Raw genomic sequence first — 14534 nt, 5'->3', positions numbered from 1 at the left:
GAGATGTCGGCGTCGCCGACAGAGCGGGCAAGCGTCGCAAAATTCATCAGTGGAGATAACCGGCGTCAGCCTTAATCCTCGATCTTGCGCGCCTCGGAAATCAGCATGATCGGAATGCCGTCGCGGATCGGGTACGCGAGGCGGGCTTTCTCGGAGATCAACTCGTTGTCGGCGGCGCGGTAGCTGAGGCGGCCTTTGGTCAGCGGGCAGACCAGCAGTTCAAGCAGTTTGGGATCGACCCGGCTGGTTCTGTCTTCCATCACATCCGCCTATTGCAGCATGGTTTCGATATCGCCGAAATTGCGGGCGAGCACGATTTCGGTAATCGCAATCAGCGTTTCGGCGCGGGTCTTGAGGTCCGGTGCCTCAAGCAGAGCCTGCTTTTCCGCCGGGCCATAGGGCGACATCATCGCCATGGAATTGACCAGCGTCACATTGCTGGCCCGCTCGACGCTTTCCCAGTCGGCTTCCAGCTTGTTGGCGTCGAGATAGGCTTTGAAGGCGGCAAGCAAAGCTTGGCGATCGACCTGGGCTTCGTCGTCCGGCCCGGTGAGGTCGGTGGCGAAGGGGGCGATCTTGAAGGAGCGATAGCCTTTTTTGGTCAGATGCACTTCATCGAACAGCCGGAACCGGCATATGCCGGTCAAAGAGACGATATAACGGCCATCTTCCATTTCGGCAAACGAGGTGATCCGGCCGATGCAACCGACCTGGCAGAGCGCCTGCACATGCGCCTGGCCCGGCTCTTCGCGAATTTCCCCGAACGAAGGCTGGATCATGCCGATCAAGCGATTTCCGGCCAGCGCATCGTCGAACATCGAGAGATAGCGCGGCTCGAATATGTTGAGCGGCAGCTGTGAGCCCGGAAGCAGCAACACGCCCGTCAGCGGGAATACCGGAAGCGTCTCCGGCAGGTCCTGAGGCCTCAGATAACGTGCATTACCAACTTGCATGTCTCAATTCACCCCATCGCTGTCAGGCGTTCTTGGCAGCCGCTGTGGCGCCGCGCCGCTTATCGACAAGAAATGGGGCGCCAGCGGTAAATCTCAAGGGAGATTGTCACAAAGCCGCCCCTTTAGGGTATCACGAAAACAGGATCGATGACAGTTTGCGCCGCGCCGACAGCGTTGCGGGGTCCATCGGTCCCCAGACATCGAAGAACTGCAGCAGCTCGCGCCGCGCGCCGTCATCCTCGAACGTCCGGTCGCGCTTCATCACCTTGAGCAGGTGATCGGCGGCAGCCTCACGGTCGCCCTCCACATTGCGGATCTTGGCGAGCTTGATGCGGGCGCCGTGATCGTCGGGATCGGCAGCAAGGATTTGTTCGAGCGCATTCGGGTCGCCGAGCTTACGGGCCTCCTCGATCTGGTCGAGTTTTTTCACAACGGCGGCGATGCCGGCATCCTTGGCTAGATCTTCAGTGAGCCCTGCCAGAACTTCGCGGGCCTGCTCCAGCTCGCCGGCGGTAATCAGGCAATTGGCGAGTCCCGCCAAGGCAACGGCATTCTCCGGGTCCGCCTGCAGCACGGCGCCGAAAAGGCCGGCGGCGTTTTCGACGTCGCCCTGCTCAACCAAGGCTTTTGCGTCTGCGAGCGCCGCGTCGATCCCGGCCTGCTGGTCATCGACCATCGGCCCGGCGACCTTGTCGATGAACTCGCGGATCTGGCTTTCAGGGACGGCGCCCATGAAACCATCGACCGGCCTGCCGCCGACAAAGGCGATGACGGCGGGGATGGACTGGATGCCGAGCTGGCCGGCGATCGAAGGATGATCGTCGATATTCATCTTGACCAGCCTGACGCGGCCCTGCGCTTCGGTCACGACCTTTTCGATCACCGGGGTCAGCTGCTTGCACGGGCCGCACCAAGGCGCCCAGAAATCGACCAGCACCGGCTGCTGACGGGAGGCTTCGAGCACGTCGCGGGTGAAGTTGGCGGTCGTGGTTTCCTTGATCAGCTCACCGGCTGGCGCGGCCGCTCCTGCCGGAACCTGCGCCTGTGCCGGGGCGCCGCCGTAGCTGGCCGTCGCGGTCATCTGGTTGCCGTAGGATGCCGCATAGGGATTGTCGTTGCCGCTCATCGTGTCTCCTCGCGGACATCCTCGTCCGTCTGACTGTCTTCCCGTCAAAGATCGTATGTCAGGACGTCACTTTCAAGACAAGGGCTTCGTGTCCGGTCGCCTCGATAAAGCGCAGCAGGTCTTTGGAGGCAATCGATGTCGTCGCATCGTTTGCCAGCGGATGGCAGTTGATGATCTCGTCCTTCATCAGGTCTTCGTCGATAATGATCTTCACGTTCTGCTGGGTATCATTGATGACCCCGAAAGCGGTGACGGCGCCGGGAATAACCCCCAGATATTCCATCAGCTTTTCCGGCCGGCCAAACGAGACCTTGCTGGCGCCGCCGATAAGCGTGTGTACCGTTTTCAGGTCCACGGTCGCGTTCTCCTCGACCGTGAGCAGGAAATAGTTGTCCTTCTTGTCCTTCACGAACAGGTTCTTGGTGTGCCCACCGGCGATGGCGTCCCTAAGCGCCACCGATTCGGCGACGGTGAAAACGGGCTCGTGCCGCACGGTCTTGTGGGCGATGCCGAGGCTGTCGAGAAACGCGAACAATTCGTCCTGTGTCTTCGGCTGCGTTTCACTCATGACGGCTTCCCCCTTGCTTGAAAATGATGGTCTTTCTTACGGCGAAGGGGCAAAAAACCGCAATCTTCCGCAGAATGCAGGCCACAAAACGCCTTGTTTTCAGGGTCTTGCGACATTTCTTCAAAAAAATATCGGGTCGGCCGTCATTTCCCTGTTGCATTTAAAAATCGTCTGGGCCATATAGCCGTCGTCGCAGCAAACAACAAACGCAGCGGCGCCACGGTCCACCGACTACCCCCGGACCTTGGATGATGAGCGGGTGTAGCTCAGGGGTAGAGCACAACCTTGCCAAGGTTGGGGTCGAGCGTTCGAATCGCTTCACCCGCTCCATTTTCTCTTTCGATGTAAGCTGTTTTTGCGATGATCCGGAAGTTGATTTCTCCCAGAGTGTATATGAAACCTATCTGATCTCTTTCGTTCGTGGTCAAGCACATGTAGCTGTGCGCACCATCCAATGGTGCGTCCATTCAGTTGGTGCGTTTTCGCGAAGTCTCATAGGACGGCATGGCGAGCGGCGTCTAGGACGCCACAATGCGTCAATTTTCATCTCACTGGTGGTTTAAATTGAAATTTGGCGAGTTTGGAGCTATTTAGCTATCCATGGATTTTTCCCTTGATAAAGAAAAAGCAATCGAAGCGCTTGTGTATGTCGCCGACAAGAATTCCGGCGTCGGGCGCTTTCACGCTGCCAAAATCCTATATTTCTCGGAACGATTTCATATCCAGAGATACGGGCGGCCGATATTTGGTGATAGATATATTGCCATGGAAAACGGGCCTGTTCCGTCCTTCGTCTACGACATTCTAAAGGGCACAGTATCGCCAGACATCCGTCAGCTGATAGAGGGCGCTGTTATCTCGATCGATCGCTTTCGACATCCCACATATGAGGCGGGCCGCAGTCCGCGTCTGGAATATTTCAGCAAGAGCGACTTAGAGTGCTTGGACTTGGCCATCACTCATTGCCGGGGGCGATCATTCGGTTCAATTTCTGACGAAACCCATGATCATAAAGCCTGGTCGGACGCGAACCTTAACGCCCCTATGAAATGGGACGACATTCTTGAGGGTACGGACGCTGATATAATCGAGGATGCAAAAGTGTTTGCGGCATATGGCGTCTTGTAAGCTTGGTCATGTGTACATCGTCGAAACGGTTTTAACGAAACCACCGAAGGCCAAGTTCTCGTTGTGTGTCTGTGTCGCCAACGGTTTCTTTTTGTGGATAAACACTGATCCTAGACCGCATGGTCATGATCAAGTTCCTCTGCAAGCGGGTTGCTACGTGCTGGTGAAGCACGACAGCTACTTGGACCTTTCCCGCATTGTCGTACACCCGACTTTCGAGCTTGAGGAAGCGCGGGAGTTTCCATGTATCAGCCGCGAATTGCGAGACCTTATTGTCGCGGCCATAGATGCGGGCCTTACTGTCCTCTCACCCCGGCATGCAGTTGTTATCAAAGCGAATCTACTCGTGCTCTATGACTGAGATTGTAAGCTACCGCCTCATCCCCTCCCCACATACGGCATCTCAGTTGCCATCACCGTCATCGTCAGCACATTGGCGCTAAGTGGCAGGCCGGCCATATAGACGACGGCATCGGCCACCAGCTTTGCCGGGATGGTCGGTTCGGAGGCGATTTCGCCATTGGCCTGCAGGACGCCGCCGCTCATTTTCGATGTCATTTCCGTCGAGGCATTGCCGATATCGATCTGGCCGCAGGCGATGTCGAACAGGCGGCCATCGAGGGCGGTCGATTTGGTGAGGCCGGAAATGGCGTGTTTGGTGGCCGTATAGGGCGCCGACATCGGGCGCGGCGTCGAGGCGGAGATCGAGCCGTTGTTGATGATACGCCCGCCAAGCGGCGTCTGCGCCTTCATCAGCTTCATCGCCTGCTGGGTACAGAGGAAGGCGCCGGTCAGGTTGGCACTGACGATGGAATTCCACTGCTCGAAGGTGATATTCTCCATCGGAACGGCGGGCAGACCCATGCCGGCATTGTTGATCAGCAGGTCGAGACGGCCGAAATCGTGGCGGATGGCCGAAAACAGGGTGGCGACCGCCTGCGGATCGCCGACATCGGCGGCGAAGGCCCGTGCCGTGCCGCCGGTCTCCGCAGCGAGTTCCTTTGCCGCCACCTGCAGCACGTCAAAGCGCCGGCCTGAAAGGACGACCGTATAGCCGTTTTTCAATAGTGCCTCGGCAATCGCTCGGCCGATACCGGTGCCGCCGCCGGTCACCAATGCAATCTTCGATCCGCCTGCTTCAGCCATGCCCAAGTCCTCCCGTACCGCAGCCTTGATCGGTGCATCAAATCCCGTTTCGCTGCAAAAGCCCAGCGGATTTGCTTTTGGCCTTATGGGATCAGCCGACCGGCGGGAACGAGGGACTGGCTTGCACGGGCAACATCGGATCACCACTCTGGGCTGGCTTCATCCACGAATGCAGCCGTGCTGCCGGGACATGCCACCCCCTACTTGAACGAGAAGGCGGACGTGGATCAACTCCGGGTAAAGACGTAGTCGGTTTCCTGCCGCAGCATTTCGCCGGGCCGCAATACGGCCTGCGGGAAATTGGCGTGATTGACCGCATCCGGCCAGATCTGGGTTTCGAGGCAGAAACCGGCGAACGGGCCGTAGTGACGGCCTTCAAGGCCCGGCACGGGAACGTTCATCTTGAAGCCGGTATAGAACTGCACGCCGGGCTCGGTGGTGCGGACTTCCAGGGAGATGCCCGAATTGATGCTGCGCACCAGAGCGACGGACTGTTTCGGACCGCGGGCCTCGGCCAGGCAGAAATTGTGGTCGTAACCGATCTTGTCGCCTTCCAGCTGGCGGCGTAGCGGGGTCATGGCGCGCAGGTCGAAGGCGGTATCCTCGACGGAGCGGATTTCGCCGGTCGGGACCTGCCATTCGTTGGTCGGCAGATAGCTGCTGGCGGCGATCATCGCATCGTGACTGAGCGCATCGGCGGTGCCGTCGAGATTGAAATAGCTGTGCTGACAGATGTTGCAGATCGTCGGCCGGTCGGTGCTGCTTTCATAGAGAACATTGAGGACGCCGCCATCGCCGACCGTGTAGGTGCAGGTGATGGTGCAATTGCCTGGATAACCGGCGCGGCCATCGGGATCGGCGATCTGCAGCAGCACGCGGTTTTCCGCTGCCTCGATCAGGGTCCACAGGCGCTTGGCGATGCCGTCGCTGCCACCGTGCAGGTGGGTCACACCCTTTTCATTGCACTCCAGCTGATAGGACACGCCGTCTATGGCAAAACGGCCACCGCCGATGCGATTGGCATTGCGGCCCGGCGTAGCGCCGAAATAGGGGGAGTGCGCGAGATAGTCGGAAAAATTCTCGAAGCCAAGCACCAGCGGCGCTGCATGGCCATCAAGGCGCAGGTCCTGGATGACCGATCCCCAGGTGAGGATATGCGCGGTCAGGCCGCCGCCCTTGATCACAATGCGATGTACGGGTTCGCCGGACGGCATATGGCCGAACACTTCAGTCTCTGTCTGCACGGCTATTCTTCCTCCACTAATCCCCGGCGGCAAACTGGCTCATTTCGCTGAAAGCGGCAACCGAAAAGTCATACAATTTACTGCCGTCCGGCCAATGCAGCGTTCCGGCGTCTCTCTCAGCTAAGAGAAGCAGATGGTCTTAAAACGTCTTCTGGTAGACGATGAAAGGCGTCTTGCCGGCGATCCGGTCATAGAGCTTGCGGGCATTGGCGTTGAAGTCCTGGGTCATCCAGTAGACCTCCTCGGCCTTTTCAGCGTTTGCGCGGGCATAGACGGCCTCGATCAGCGCCCGGCCAATTCCCTGTCCGCGCACGTCCGGATCGGCGAACAGGTCCTGCAGGTAGCAGATCGAATTCTCGTGCCAGCAGGATCTGTGAAACAGGAAGTGCGCAAGGCCGACCGGCTTGCCGTCGAGAACGGCCAGAAATCCGGCATATTCATGGGCTGCACCGCTCAAGAGCCGTGAAAAGGTGAGGGCGTAGATCTTTTCCGGCAGGGTGGTTTCGTAGAAGGCGAGATAGGCCTTCCACAGACGGCGCCAGTCCTGTTCGTCACCGGGCTCGACCTGGCGGATGATGAGGGGTGCGGTCAGCGTCTGTCCTTCCCGATATCGGCGAGATCATAGGATGTCGTCTGATAGATATCGTTGATCCAATTGCCGAACAACAGGTGTGCGTGGCTGCGCCAGCGGTTCTGCGGCGTCAGCGTCGGATCATTGTGGGGAAAGTGGTTGTGCGGCATCTTGATCGGCACGCCGGCATCGACATCGCGGAAATATTCGTCCGACAGCGAGGTCGAATCATATTCGACATGGTTGAAGACATAGAGCCGGTTGCCTGCCTTCTCGTGCACGAAGCAGACGCCCATTTCGTCGGATTCCATCAGGATTTCCAAACCGGGTTTCTGCTCGATATCGGCGCGGCGCACCTCGGTCCAGCGTGATACCGGGATCTGGAAATCATCGGAAAAGCCGCTGAGATAGGGCGAGGACGGGTTGAGATTGTGATGGCGATAAACGCCGAATGCCTTTTCCTTCAACGTGTATTTCGGCACGCCATGAAAATGGTAGATCGCCGCCATGGCGCCCCAGCAGATGTTCAGCGTCGAATGGACGTTGGTATGGGTCCAGTCGAGAATCTGCTGCATCTCGTTCCAGTAGGTGACGTCTTCATAATCCAGCGTTTCGACAGGGGCGCCGGTGATGATCAGGCCATCGAACTTGCGGTGCTTGACCTCTTCCCAGGTCTGGTAAAAGGCCAGCAGATGCTCTTCCGGCGTGTTCTTGGCCTTGTGGCCGCCCAACCGGATGAGCGAGAACTCGACCTGCAGCGGCGAGGCGCCGACGAGGCGCGCCATCTGCACTTCGGTCTTGATCTTGTTCGGCATGAGATTGAGCAGGCCGATCTGCAGCGGCCGGATGTCCTGGCGGATCGCCGCAGTTTCGGTCATCACCCGCACGCCCTCTTTGACGAGGGTTTCATAGGCGGGAAGCGTATCGGGAATCTTGATGGGCATGGGGCAACACTCGGCTCTACGAACATGCCGGAACAAAAAACCGGCAACGATACAAATCGCAACCGGCCCCGCTTGCTTGCGCATGCACGGCCCTTTAGCGACTTATTTAACGTGGCTGCAAGCCGGCCGGCCAAATCACCACGAGTGCCTCAATAGCGCCTGTTCGCCTGCGAATCAATATGCATCACCCATGTCCGTGAAACCGGCGCCGCGGCGATTGCCGGCGGCAGGTTTTCTTGAAGCGGCGATGGGGGAATGCGGGCGGCAGTCCCGTGAACCGCCAGATGCCGTGTTCACGCCGATGTGTTCGCGAACCTGAAACCCGGCGGCTGCCGCGTCCGTACCTCTGATGATGTCAGGAGGATACGATGCCCAGTCTTGCCTATCAGATCAGCCCGGCCGATTTCCGGCAGCGGCGCATGCTGCAGGCGACCATCGCCGTCCTTGCAATGCTACCGGTGTTTGCCGGGCTGGCGGGCGTGGTGATGGGACCCGGCTTTCTCGGCGAAAAGACCCCGCCCGTCGATCTCGCCAGCCATGTGCGGTTCCTGTCCGGGCTTTTCCTTGCCCTAGGCATCGGCTGGTACAGCTGCATTCCGGCGATCGAGACCAAGGCCGAGCGCATCCGGATTCTGGCGATCCTGACCGTCAGCGGCGGGTTGGCGCGGCTGTATTCGCTGATTTCCGATGGTCTGCCCTCGGCCGGGCATGTGCTCGGCCTTGGCATGGAGCTTGTCGTCGTGCCCTGCCTGGTCGTCTGGCACGGGCGGGTAGCAGCGCTGAGCCAAAGCCGGGGCTGAGCGAGGTCGCGCGGCAATCGGCGTCTTCCTTCCGGTCAGAAAACGGGCGGAGGCGATTGCCGCAAGCGGCGGGTGGGGCGATCCTGGCGTGGCTGGGAGGATCGTCTCACCCTTTTTTTGCGGTCAGCCACGGGCTGTTGCGTTTCTGGAGGATTCTTCCCCGAAAACGGTCACTGGATCAGAGCCGATGCAGACGCGGTTGCGGCCGGAATTCTTGGCCTCGTAAAGAGCTGCATCCGCCTCTGACATCAACGTCGCATTCGGCTTCTGCCGGTCGTCATCGCGGTGGGCAAAACCGATGCTGACGGTGACCATGCGGCGGATCTTGCGGGCATGAAGGGTGAGGAGAGACTGGACATTGCCGCGCACCAGCTCGGCCACTTCGACCGCCTGCTCCTGCGAAAGGTCGCCGAGAATGATGGCGAATTCCTCGCCGCCAAAGCGGGCGGCCAGGTCGCGGCCGGGCCGGATGCTGGTCTGCAGCGCATCGGCCACCAGCACCAGGCAGAGATCGCCGTCGACATGGCCAAAGCTGTCATTGTAGGACTTGAAGTGGTCGATATCCACGATCAGAAGGCTGCTGCGGCCCGCGCTTGCGCGCATGAAATTCATCAACTGCCGGCGGTTGGCCAGCCCCGTCAACGGATCGGTCAGCGTCTCGACGATCAGCTCCCGGTTGGCCCGCTCCAGCGCTGCGCCATGGTCCGCAAGCTCTTCGGCCAGCTGCTTGTTTTCCAACGACAGGCGCAGCGCAAGAGTGAGCTGCGATCCCATGCCTCTGGCGATGATGGCCAAGGCAATGCATAGCAGCACCGAGGCGAGGGCGAGCAGTTGGCCGTATTCGATATCGCCTGATGCCAGCGTGATGGCAAACAGCGTGAAGATCGGTACCTGGAAAAGATTGTATGCCGCACCGTAGACGATGGCCGGGAAGGTGCAGGTGACAGCGCCCATTGCCAGGCAGCAGATGACCAGCGTCTGGTGATCGTCACCGATGGTCAGCATCCAGGCGCCGCCGACACCCCAGGCCGTACCGGCAGTGAGATAGATGGCCTTGACGAGATGCGACCAGGCAACCGGCCCCCAGCCTTGCGGAATACCCTTGTGGCGCAGCACCGCGCTGGCGATGTGCGCGAGCGCCGGCACGCAGACGATGGTAAACCAGACCAACAGGCCCGATTGCGTCTGCGGCGCCCAGTAGGCCGCCAGCGCGATCAGCCCGCCGAATATGCTCAGCACAGATGCCGGCGCTGCCTTGAACAGCGCGTCCATTTGTAGCGCGAGCACATCTGTCGTGCCTCGAACCTGATGCCTGCCTTTCGCCATCCCATCCCCTTTCTCTGCGGCGAACTCTAACGGCCGTCTCCTAAGATTTCATGTCTGGATGGTCCATATCCGGCATGCGGCGTTCGCCGGCAGGCCCGGTCGGGACCATAGTCCGTGCCTTCACGCGGCGGCTTTTTTCGCCCGTGGTTTGCGTCATCTGCATGTCTGCCGGGCTTTTGCTGAACGTTATCCTTCTGTCACGCCGGTGCCGTCACCCTTGAAAGGGGGTAAAAGTAGACCTGCCATCGTCACCACGAATGGAACCAAACCCATTTCCCTGAGTTGACGACTATTCGACCACAGCGGTGGTGGCCTTGGCGATGTCTGCGTTGGTCGAAATTCCAGGACCAAGCAAAATTTGAAACCAACGATAGGAGGAAGAAATGTCTTATTATTCCACTATGATCGTCGTCGCAGCATCATGCGTTGCATTGGCTGGATGTCAAACAGCGAGCATGAATTCCAGCGCTGGCCCGGCGACGCCCGGCTGTGTGGTCGGAACGGTGGGAGGCGCCGTGGTGGGCGGTGTGGCGGGGTCCGCAATCGGGTCCGGTACCGGCCAGCTCTGGGCCGTTGGCGCCGGAGCAACTTTGGGCGGCGCTGCCGGTTCTGCAATAGCTTGCCGCTAACTGTTGACGACAAGGCAGGTGGCGAAATACAGGCGTCACTTGCCTGACAAACAATCTGATTTGTTCATTTACTATTACGACCTCGAAGGCCCTCGGCGTGTAAAGGCTTACCGCACCGAGGGCTTTTCTGCGTCACTTGGCAGGGCCATTTCCCCAAATGATGCTGCGCTCGCCTCAAAGCGTGTCGATCAGTCCTCCGTCCACGCGCATGGAAGCCCCGGTCGTCGCGGATGCCAAAGGCGAGGCGAGATAGGTGACGAGGTTGGCAACCTCTTCGACGCTTGCCGCGCGCTGAATAATCGAACTGGCGCGATGCGTCTTGACGAAGTCGGCGGCAAGCTCCTCGATCGGCTTGCCGGTCTTCGCCTGCTCGTCGGCAAGCATCGCCTCGACCCCTTCCGACAATGTTGGACCGGGCAGGACCGAGTTCACGGTCACGCCCGTGCCCGCCATGCGCTTGGCAAGCCCGCGGGCAACCGCGATATCCGCGGTCTTGCTGACGCCGTAGTGGATCATTTCCACCGGGATATTAAAGCCGGATTCCGACGCGATGAAGATCACGCGACCCCAGTCGAGTTTCTGCATGCCGGGAAGGTAGGCGCGCGAAAGCCGTACGGCCGACATGACGTTGACCTGCCAGTGGCGATCCCATACCTCGTCGCTCGCCTCGAAAAAGTCGAGTGGCTGGAAAATGCCCGCGTTGTTGATGAGGATGTCCACACGAGGAACCTTGGCGAAAAGAGCGTCACACCCTTCAGCGGTCGCGACATCGGCGGCGATGGCAGCGACTGTGCCCACGGCACCTTCGCCTCTCAAGCGTTCGGCAGCCTTTGCGGTCTTTTCGTCGGACCGTCCATTGATCACCACATCCGCGCCAGCCCGCGCGAGTTGGCGGGCGATCGCGTAGCCGATGCCTTCGGTGGATCCAGTAATCAGAGCGGTCTTGCCTGCGAGGTCGATCTGCATCTGCTGCTCCTTGTTAGGGTGGACACCTAAGGTATGAGCTTGCGGCCGGTCTCGCAACAGCGCGCGCCGTCGCGCCCCGATCTGCTCTCCATTGATGACGTCCGAAAAGCGCCGGCATGCCGGTCTTGGAGGAAGCCGCGCGATGTGCCCCGTTCCGGTGTCTATTGCCGCGCTTCTCAGGTTATTTTGCGCTTTCCCGTGTCAGGAGAAAGCCTCCAATGCCGCAGCCCGGCCGCTTATCCGCAAGCCTTTCAGTAAGGCGGGTTCAGCCCTGGACCGTCCACAGGCGGCGTGGCTACCCGGCACCCCCGGTCCACTTTCACGAACCGGAGGAGACCCCCTTTCACGCAGCCCCGCGAGTTTGCGCGCGTTCCGCCTCCGGTCACCGGCCCCACGTCGGCGGCAACGCTTTCCGATGTGTCCGTGGTGGGACGAGAAGAAGTATGGCACGGGTTTTGAGGGTGGGGATTTGCGGGGAGAATTTTTTAAAAACGTATCAAATCGCACGGCGAATGGCGGCTCCAGCGCCAAAAACAGTCGCCTGGCTCCACGCAGTTTTGACGATGCATGCCGGCGGGCACCGCTTTTCGCCCCAATGCAACGGGTCGTATTTGCGGCTGCACACGATTGCGATTTCCTCTAATTTAGTCTAGTCTAATTGAATATTTTACTATCTTAATAAGGGGTTTATATCGTGGGTCCTGCGGGAGGCCTGAAAGAACTGTTATCGACGCACAGAAGGATTGCGAACCGTTACCTTCCGGAAGTCCCTGCCGGCAAAACGGACCTGTCGACTGTCGCCGCCGGTGAACTGCCCGGCAGGCATCTTATCGCGGATTTCAGTGGTGCGGAAAATCTCGACGATGTCGCTCGCATCGAGGCTGCGTTCACCCGCGCCATCGCCGCTGCTGGAGCCACTCTGCTCGGTATGAGCTTTCACGTGTTCAGCCCTGGGGGCGGCGTCACGGGGACAGCGTCGCTGGCCGAAAGCCACATCTCTATCCACACATGGCCGGAGAATGCCTATGCCGCGCTCGACATATTCATGTGCGGTGTCTGCGATCCGTTGAACGCGCTTCCAGCGCTGATCGAGGCGTTCACGCCGGCGCTGATCGAACTGCGCCAGATCATCCGCGACACGGCAACCGACACGCTTGCGGAAGCGCAATGAATGGCGATCGCTGACACTCCTTCACCGCTGCCTTTTCCGCCGGATGGCTTTCCGGGTCCCGTTCTGGTCGAGCGCTCTTACCCGCTTCCGGAGCTGCCGCCGAACAAGTTTTTCGTCGAAGGTGCCGACACCGCCGCCATCGCCCGCAGCGGCAGCGTTTTCGTGCTCGAGGATGCCGATATCTTCGACGAGTACCACTACCGGGCAAAATCGGTCATCTGCTCGGTGCGCACCGCGTTCCAGACGATAACCATCGCCGATACCTATAGTTTCGGCAGGGCTCTCTTCCTGGACGGTGCGATCCAGAGTTCGGAAGAAGACGAGGCGCTTTACCACGAGATGCTGGTGCATCCCGCTTTGCTGATGCACGAGAACCCGCGTCACGTGCTGATCATCGGTGGTGGTGAGGGCGCGACACTGAGGGAGGTGCTGGCCTATGGCGGCATCACCCGTGCCGTCATGGTCGATATCGACCGCGATGTCGTGGATATCTGCCGCGAGCATCTGGGAACCTGGAGCTATGGTGCCTTCACGGATCCACGTGCGGAACTGCATTATTGTGATGGCCGCGCTTTCGTCGAAACGACGGATGATCTGTTCGACGTCGTCATCATTGATGTGGTGGACATGCTGGACAATGGACCGGCACAACACCTGTATACGCGGGAATTCTACCAGATGGTCCGCGAGCGGCTTCGTCCGGGCGGCATCGTCATCGTGCAGGCCCTGGAGTTTTCGTTCTGCGACTACAAGGGGCACACAGCCGTCAGCCGGACCCTGGCGGCGGTCTTCTCGCAGGTGCACAGCTACCAGGTCGCCGTCCCCTGTTTCCTGGCGTCCTGGGGATTTCTCATCGCTTCCGACTGGCTGGACCCGCGTGAGGAAAGTGCGGAGCGGATGGATCGGACGATCGGGGCGCGGCTTGGGGCCGACTGGCTCGACCATCTCACCGGTGCCTTTATCAAGCAAAGCTTCTGTTTCGACAAGGAGACGTCATTCTATCTCGGATTATCAGGTCCTATTCTGGAAGACGGCGTGGCGTTTGTTCCCCCGCCGGATATCCACACGGTCGATGACGGCGTCAGGCAACTTCCTTCTCTGTCTGTCGATTGATCCATGAACCAGCCCCTGCATCCCATGTTGATATCGAGGCTAGCCTTTCATCGTCCGGATTCGAGGACTGCCGAAAGCGCCACCGGGATCTGCGTCCTTTCCTACCCGGAGGCCGTTGTGGTGGCCGAGCGGTCGGTACGGATCGAAGGGCAGACGATACCGTCAGCCGAGTTGGGCGCCAGCCCGGCAGATGGCCTCGACATCATCAAACTGGCGCCCGGTTCCGACACGCCGTTTGCCCTGCAGCAGCTTGCTAGCGACTGGGTGAACGAGACGCTGGGTCGAAACGGCTTCGAGGACCTGGCGATCGAACTGCCGTTGCGCAACGGCCAGATCCGGTGGCGCGGCCCGCGCGCCGTGGTGCAGGCTCCCCCGGACCAGTTCACCGACCTGACCACGGCGATAGCCGCGTTTGCCTGGCTCTGGCTCAATGTCGAAAGGCTGGAACAGAAACTCGAAGCCGAGTGGGCTGATCAGCATGACGACGCGGCGGCATTGGCCCGCACGTCCTTCAGTTGGTCGCAGGGACGCCGGCTGAGTGAAAGGGCTGTCGAGGCAAGCCGCCATCGCCAATGGTTCCTCCGTGCCATGCGCGTTCTCGAACGTGGCGACGGCGGGCTCTCTCGCAACGCGCGCCGGGTGTTTTTCGAGCTGTGCCACCAGCTCGAACTCGCCAAGCGCGTGACACTGATCGGCGAGATCATCGAGGGCAGGGAGACACTCTACAATCAGGTCGCGGAACGGGTTTTCGAGTACCGGCTGTTCCTTGTTTCATCGGTGCTGGAGGCCGCCATTCTGGTGGCGATTCTTACTGAAATTGCCTTGTTTCTGGTCTACGAACTCTAGGAG

At 59.8% G+C, this 14534-nt stretch carries 16 protein-coding genes, 1 tRNA gene and 1 riboswitch; of the genes, 7 read left to right on the top strand and 10 right to left on the bottom strand.

Translation table 11 applies throughout. The features are described from left to right. Positions 1-71: 71 nt before the first annotated feature. The 4 genes from ACP7BS_RS26155 to ACP7BS_RS26140 all read right to left on the bottom strand — a co-directional run bounded on the left by ACP7BS_RS26155 (position 72) and on the right by ACP7BS_RS26140 (position 2647). On the bottom strand, positions 72-260 hold the full coding sequence (locus ACP7BS_RS26155) for a Trm112 family protein (RefSeq protein WP_113247138.1): 189 nt from the start codon (positions 258-260) through the stop codon (positions 72-74). Between the two features lie 9 nt (positions 261-269). Next, entirely contained in the window at positions 270-953 is a 684-nt protein-coding gene (locus ACP7BS_RS26150; RefSeq protein ID WP_426231218.1) for an LON peptidase substrate-binding domain-containing protein, read from the bottom strand. Positions 954-1083: 130 nt separating this feature from the next. Then, on the bottom strand, positions 1084-2079 hold the full coding sequence (gene trxA / locus ACP7BS_RS26145; RefSeq protein ID WP_426240413.1) for a thioredoxin: 996 nt from the start codon (positions 2077-2079) through the stop codon (positions 1084-1086). Between the two features lie 58 nt (positions 2080-2137). Beyond that, entirely contained in the window at positions 2138-2647 is a 510-nt protein-coding gene (locus ACP7BS_RS26140) for a prolyl-tRNA synthetase associated domain-containing protein (protein WP_426240412.1), read from the bottom strand. Between the two features lie 255 nt (positions 2648-2902). Between ACP7BS_RS26140 and ACP7BS_RS26135 the strand changes: the two genes are divergently transcribed. After that, positions 2903-2977, top strand: a tRNA-Gly gene (locus ACP7BS_RS26135). Between the two features lie 270 nt (positions 2978-3247). Further along, positions 3248-3775: a Panacea domain-containing protein gene (locus tag ACP7BS_RS26130; RefSeq protein ID WP_426240411.1), complete on the top strand. Its 528-nt coding sequence runs from the start codon at positions 3248-3250 to the stop codon at positions 3773-3775. Positions 3776-4153: 378 nt separating this feature from the next. On the opposite strand, the gene ACP7BS_RS26125 is transcribed toward ACP7BS_RS26130, so the two are convergent. The 4 genes from ACP7BS_RS26125 to metA all read right to left on the bottom strand — a co-directional run bounded on the left by ACP7BS_RS26125 (position 4154) and on the right by metA (position 7680). Next, positions 4154-4921 (bottom strand): SDR family oxidoreductase, encoded by a 768-nt coding sequence (locus tag ACP7BS_RS26125; RefSeq protein ID WP_426240410.1) that lies wholly within the window; start codon positions 4919-4921, stop codon positions 4154-4156. 227 nt (positions 4922-5148) lie between these two features. Next, a complete protein-coding gene (locus tag ACP7BS_RS26120) occupies positions 5149-6165 on the bottom strand; it encodes an aldose epimerase family protein (RefSeq protein ID WP_426240409.1) in 1017 nt (338 codons plus the stop codon). 139 nt (positions 6166-6304) lie between these two features. Next, positions 6305-6757: a GNAT family N-acetyltransferase gene (locus ACP7BS_RS26115; protein ID WP_426240448.1), complete on the bottom strand. Its 453-nt coding sequence runs from the start codon at positions 6755-6757 to the stop codon at positions 6305-6307. Then, positions 6754-7680: a homoserine O-acetyltransferase MetA gene (metA, locus tag ACP7BS_RS26110; protein WP_426240408.1), complete on the bottom strand. Its 927-nt coding sequence runs from the start codon at positions 7678-7680 to the stop codon at positions 6754-6756. Before metA ends, ACP7BS_RS26115 begins: the two co-directional genes overlap by 4 nt. A 74-nt stretch (positions 7681-7754) precedes the next feature. Further along, positions 7755-7832: riboswitch (SAM riboswitch) on the bottom strand. 216 nt (positions 7833-8048) lie between these two features. Here metA and ACP7BS_RS26105 point away from each other — a divergent pair. Next, positions 8049-8480 (top strand): DUF4345 domain-containing protein, encoded by a 432-nt coding sequence (locus ACP7BS_RS26105; protein WP_426240407.1) that lies wholly within the window; start codon positions 8049-8051, stop codon positions 8478-8480. 123 nt (positions 8481-8603) lie between these two features. On the opposite strand, the gene ACP7BS_RS26100 is transcribed toward ACP7BS_RS26105, so the two are convergent. Continuing rightward, the gene (locus ACP7BS_RS26100) at positions 8604-9806 is read right to left on the bottom strand and encodes a diguanylate cyclase (RefSeq protein WP_426240406.1); all 1203 of its coding nucleotides are present in this window, start codon (positions 9804-9806) and stop codon (positions 8604-8606) included. 383 nt (positions 9807-10189) lie between these two features. Here ACP7BS_RS26100 and ACP7BS_RS26095 point away from each other — a divergent pair, with 383 nt between their 5' ends. After that, the gene (locus ACP7BS_RS26095) at positions 10190-10435 is read left to right on the top strand and encodes a glycine zipper 2TM domain-containing protein (protein WP_426240405.1); all 246 of its coding nucleotides are present in this window, start codon (positions 10190-10192) and stop codon (positions 10433-10435) included. A 174-nt stretch (positions 10436-10609) separates the two neighbouring features. On the opposite strand, the gene ACP7BS_RS26090 is transcribed toward ACP7BS_RS26095, so the two are convergent. Next, positions 10610-11401 (bottom strand): SDR family NAD(P)-dependent oxidoreductase, encoded by a 792-nt coding sequence (locus ACP7BS_RS26090; RefSeq protein WP_426240404.1) that lies wholly within the window; start codon positions 11399-11401, stop codon positions 10610-10612. Positions 11402-12095: 694 nt separating this feature from the next. Here ACP7BS_RS26090 and speD point away from each other — a divergent pair. Genes speD through ACP7BS_RS26075 form a run of 3 tightly spaced genes read left to right on the top strand, consistent with a single transcriptional unit; the run spans position 12096 to position 14531 of the window. Continuing rightward, positions 12096-12572 carry an adenosylmethionine decarboxylase gene (gene speD, locus ACP7BS_RS26085; RefSeq protein ID WP_426240403.1) on the top strand — a complete coding sequence of 159 codons (477 nt, stop codon included), beginning with the start codon at positions 12096-12098 and terminating at the stop codon, positions 12570-12572. Continuing rightward, positions 12573-13685 (top strand): fused MFS/spermidine synthase, encoded by a 1113-nt coding sequence (locus ACP7BS_RS26080; RefSeq protein WP_426240402.1) that lies wholly within the window; start codon positions 12573-12575, stop codon positions 13683-13685. Between the two features lie 3 nt (positions 13686-13688). Continuing rightward, entirely contained in the window at positions 13689-14531 is an 843-nt protein-coding gene (locus ACP7BS_RS26075; protein WP_426240401.1) for a hypothetical protein, read from the top strand. Positions 14532-14534: the final 3 nt, after the last annotated feature.

It is taken from the genome of Pararhizobium sp. DWP1-1-3, assembly GCF_049896125.1.
GTDB lineage: Bacteria > Pseudomonadota > Alphaproteobacteria > Rhizobiales > Rhizobiaceae > Pararhizobium.
Note: the sequence above shows the minus strand (reverse complement) of the source record. Positions and strands in the feature narration are given on the sequence as shown.

Bases quoted from the DNA above. Each gene is read 5' to 3' on its own strand.
- ACP7BS_RS26100 (WP_426240406.1), bottom strand. From the start codon at position 9,806: ATGGCGAAAGGCAGGCATCAGGTTCGAGGCACGACAGATGTGCTCGCG.
- ACP7BS_RS26140 (WP_426240412.1), bottom strand. From the start codon at position 2,647: ATGAGTGAAACGCAGCCGAAGACACAGGACGAATTGTTCGCGTTTCTC.
- trxA (WP_426240413.1), bottom strand. From the start codon at position 2,079: ATGAGCGGCAACGACAATCCCTATGCGGCATCCTACGGCAACCAGATG.
- ACP7BS_RS26150 (WP_426231218.1), bottom strand. From the start codon at position 953: ATGCAAGTTGGTAATGCACGTTATCTGAGGCCTCAGGACCTGCCGGAG.
- metA (WP_426240408.1), bottom strand. From the start codon at position 7,680: ATGCCCATCAAGATTCCCGATACGCTTCCCGCCTATGAAACCCTCGTC.
- ACP7BS_RS26130 (WP_426240411.1), top strand. From the start codon at position 3,248: ATGGATTTTTCCCTTGATAAAGAAAAAGCAATCGAAGCGCTTGTGTAT.
- ACP7BS_RS26095 (WP_426240405.1), top strand. From the start codon at position 10,190: ATGTCTTATTATTCCACTATGATCGTCGTCGCAGCATCATGCGTTGCA.
- ACP7BS_RS26155 (WP_113247138.1), bottom strand. From the start codon at position 260: ATGGAAGACAGAACCAGCCGGGTCGATCCCAAACTGCTTGAACTGCTG.
- ACP7BS_RS26080 (WP_426240402.1), top strand. From the start codon at position 12,573: ATGGCGATCGCTGACACTCCTTCACCGCTGCCTTTTCCGCCGGATGGC.
- ACP7BS_RS26125 (WP_426240410.1), bottom strand. From the start codon at position 4,921: ATGGCTGAAGCAGGCGGATCGAAGATTGCATTGGTGACCGGCGGCGGC.
- ACP7BS_RS26075 (WP_426240401.1), top strand. From the start codon at position 13,689: ATGAACCAGCCCCTGCATCCCATGTTGATATCGAGGCTAGCCTTTCAT.
- ACP7BS_RS26105 (WP_426240407.1), top strand. From the start codon at position 8,049: ATGCCCAGTCTTGCCTATCAGATCAGCCCGGCCGATTTCCGGCAGCGG.
- ACP7BS_RS26090 (WP_426240404.1), bottom strand. From the start codon at position 11,401: ATGCAGATCGACCTCGCAGGCAAGACCGCTCTGATTACTGGATCCACC.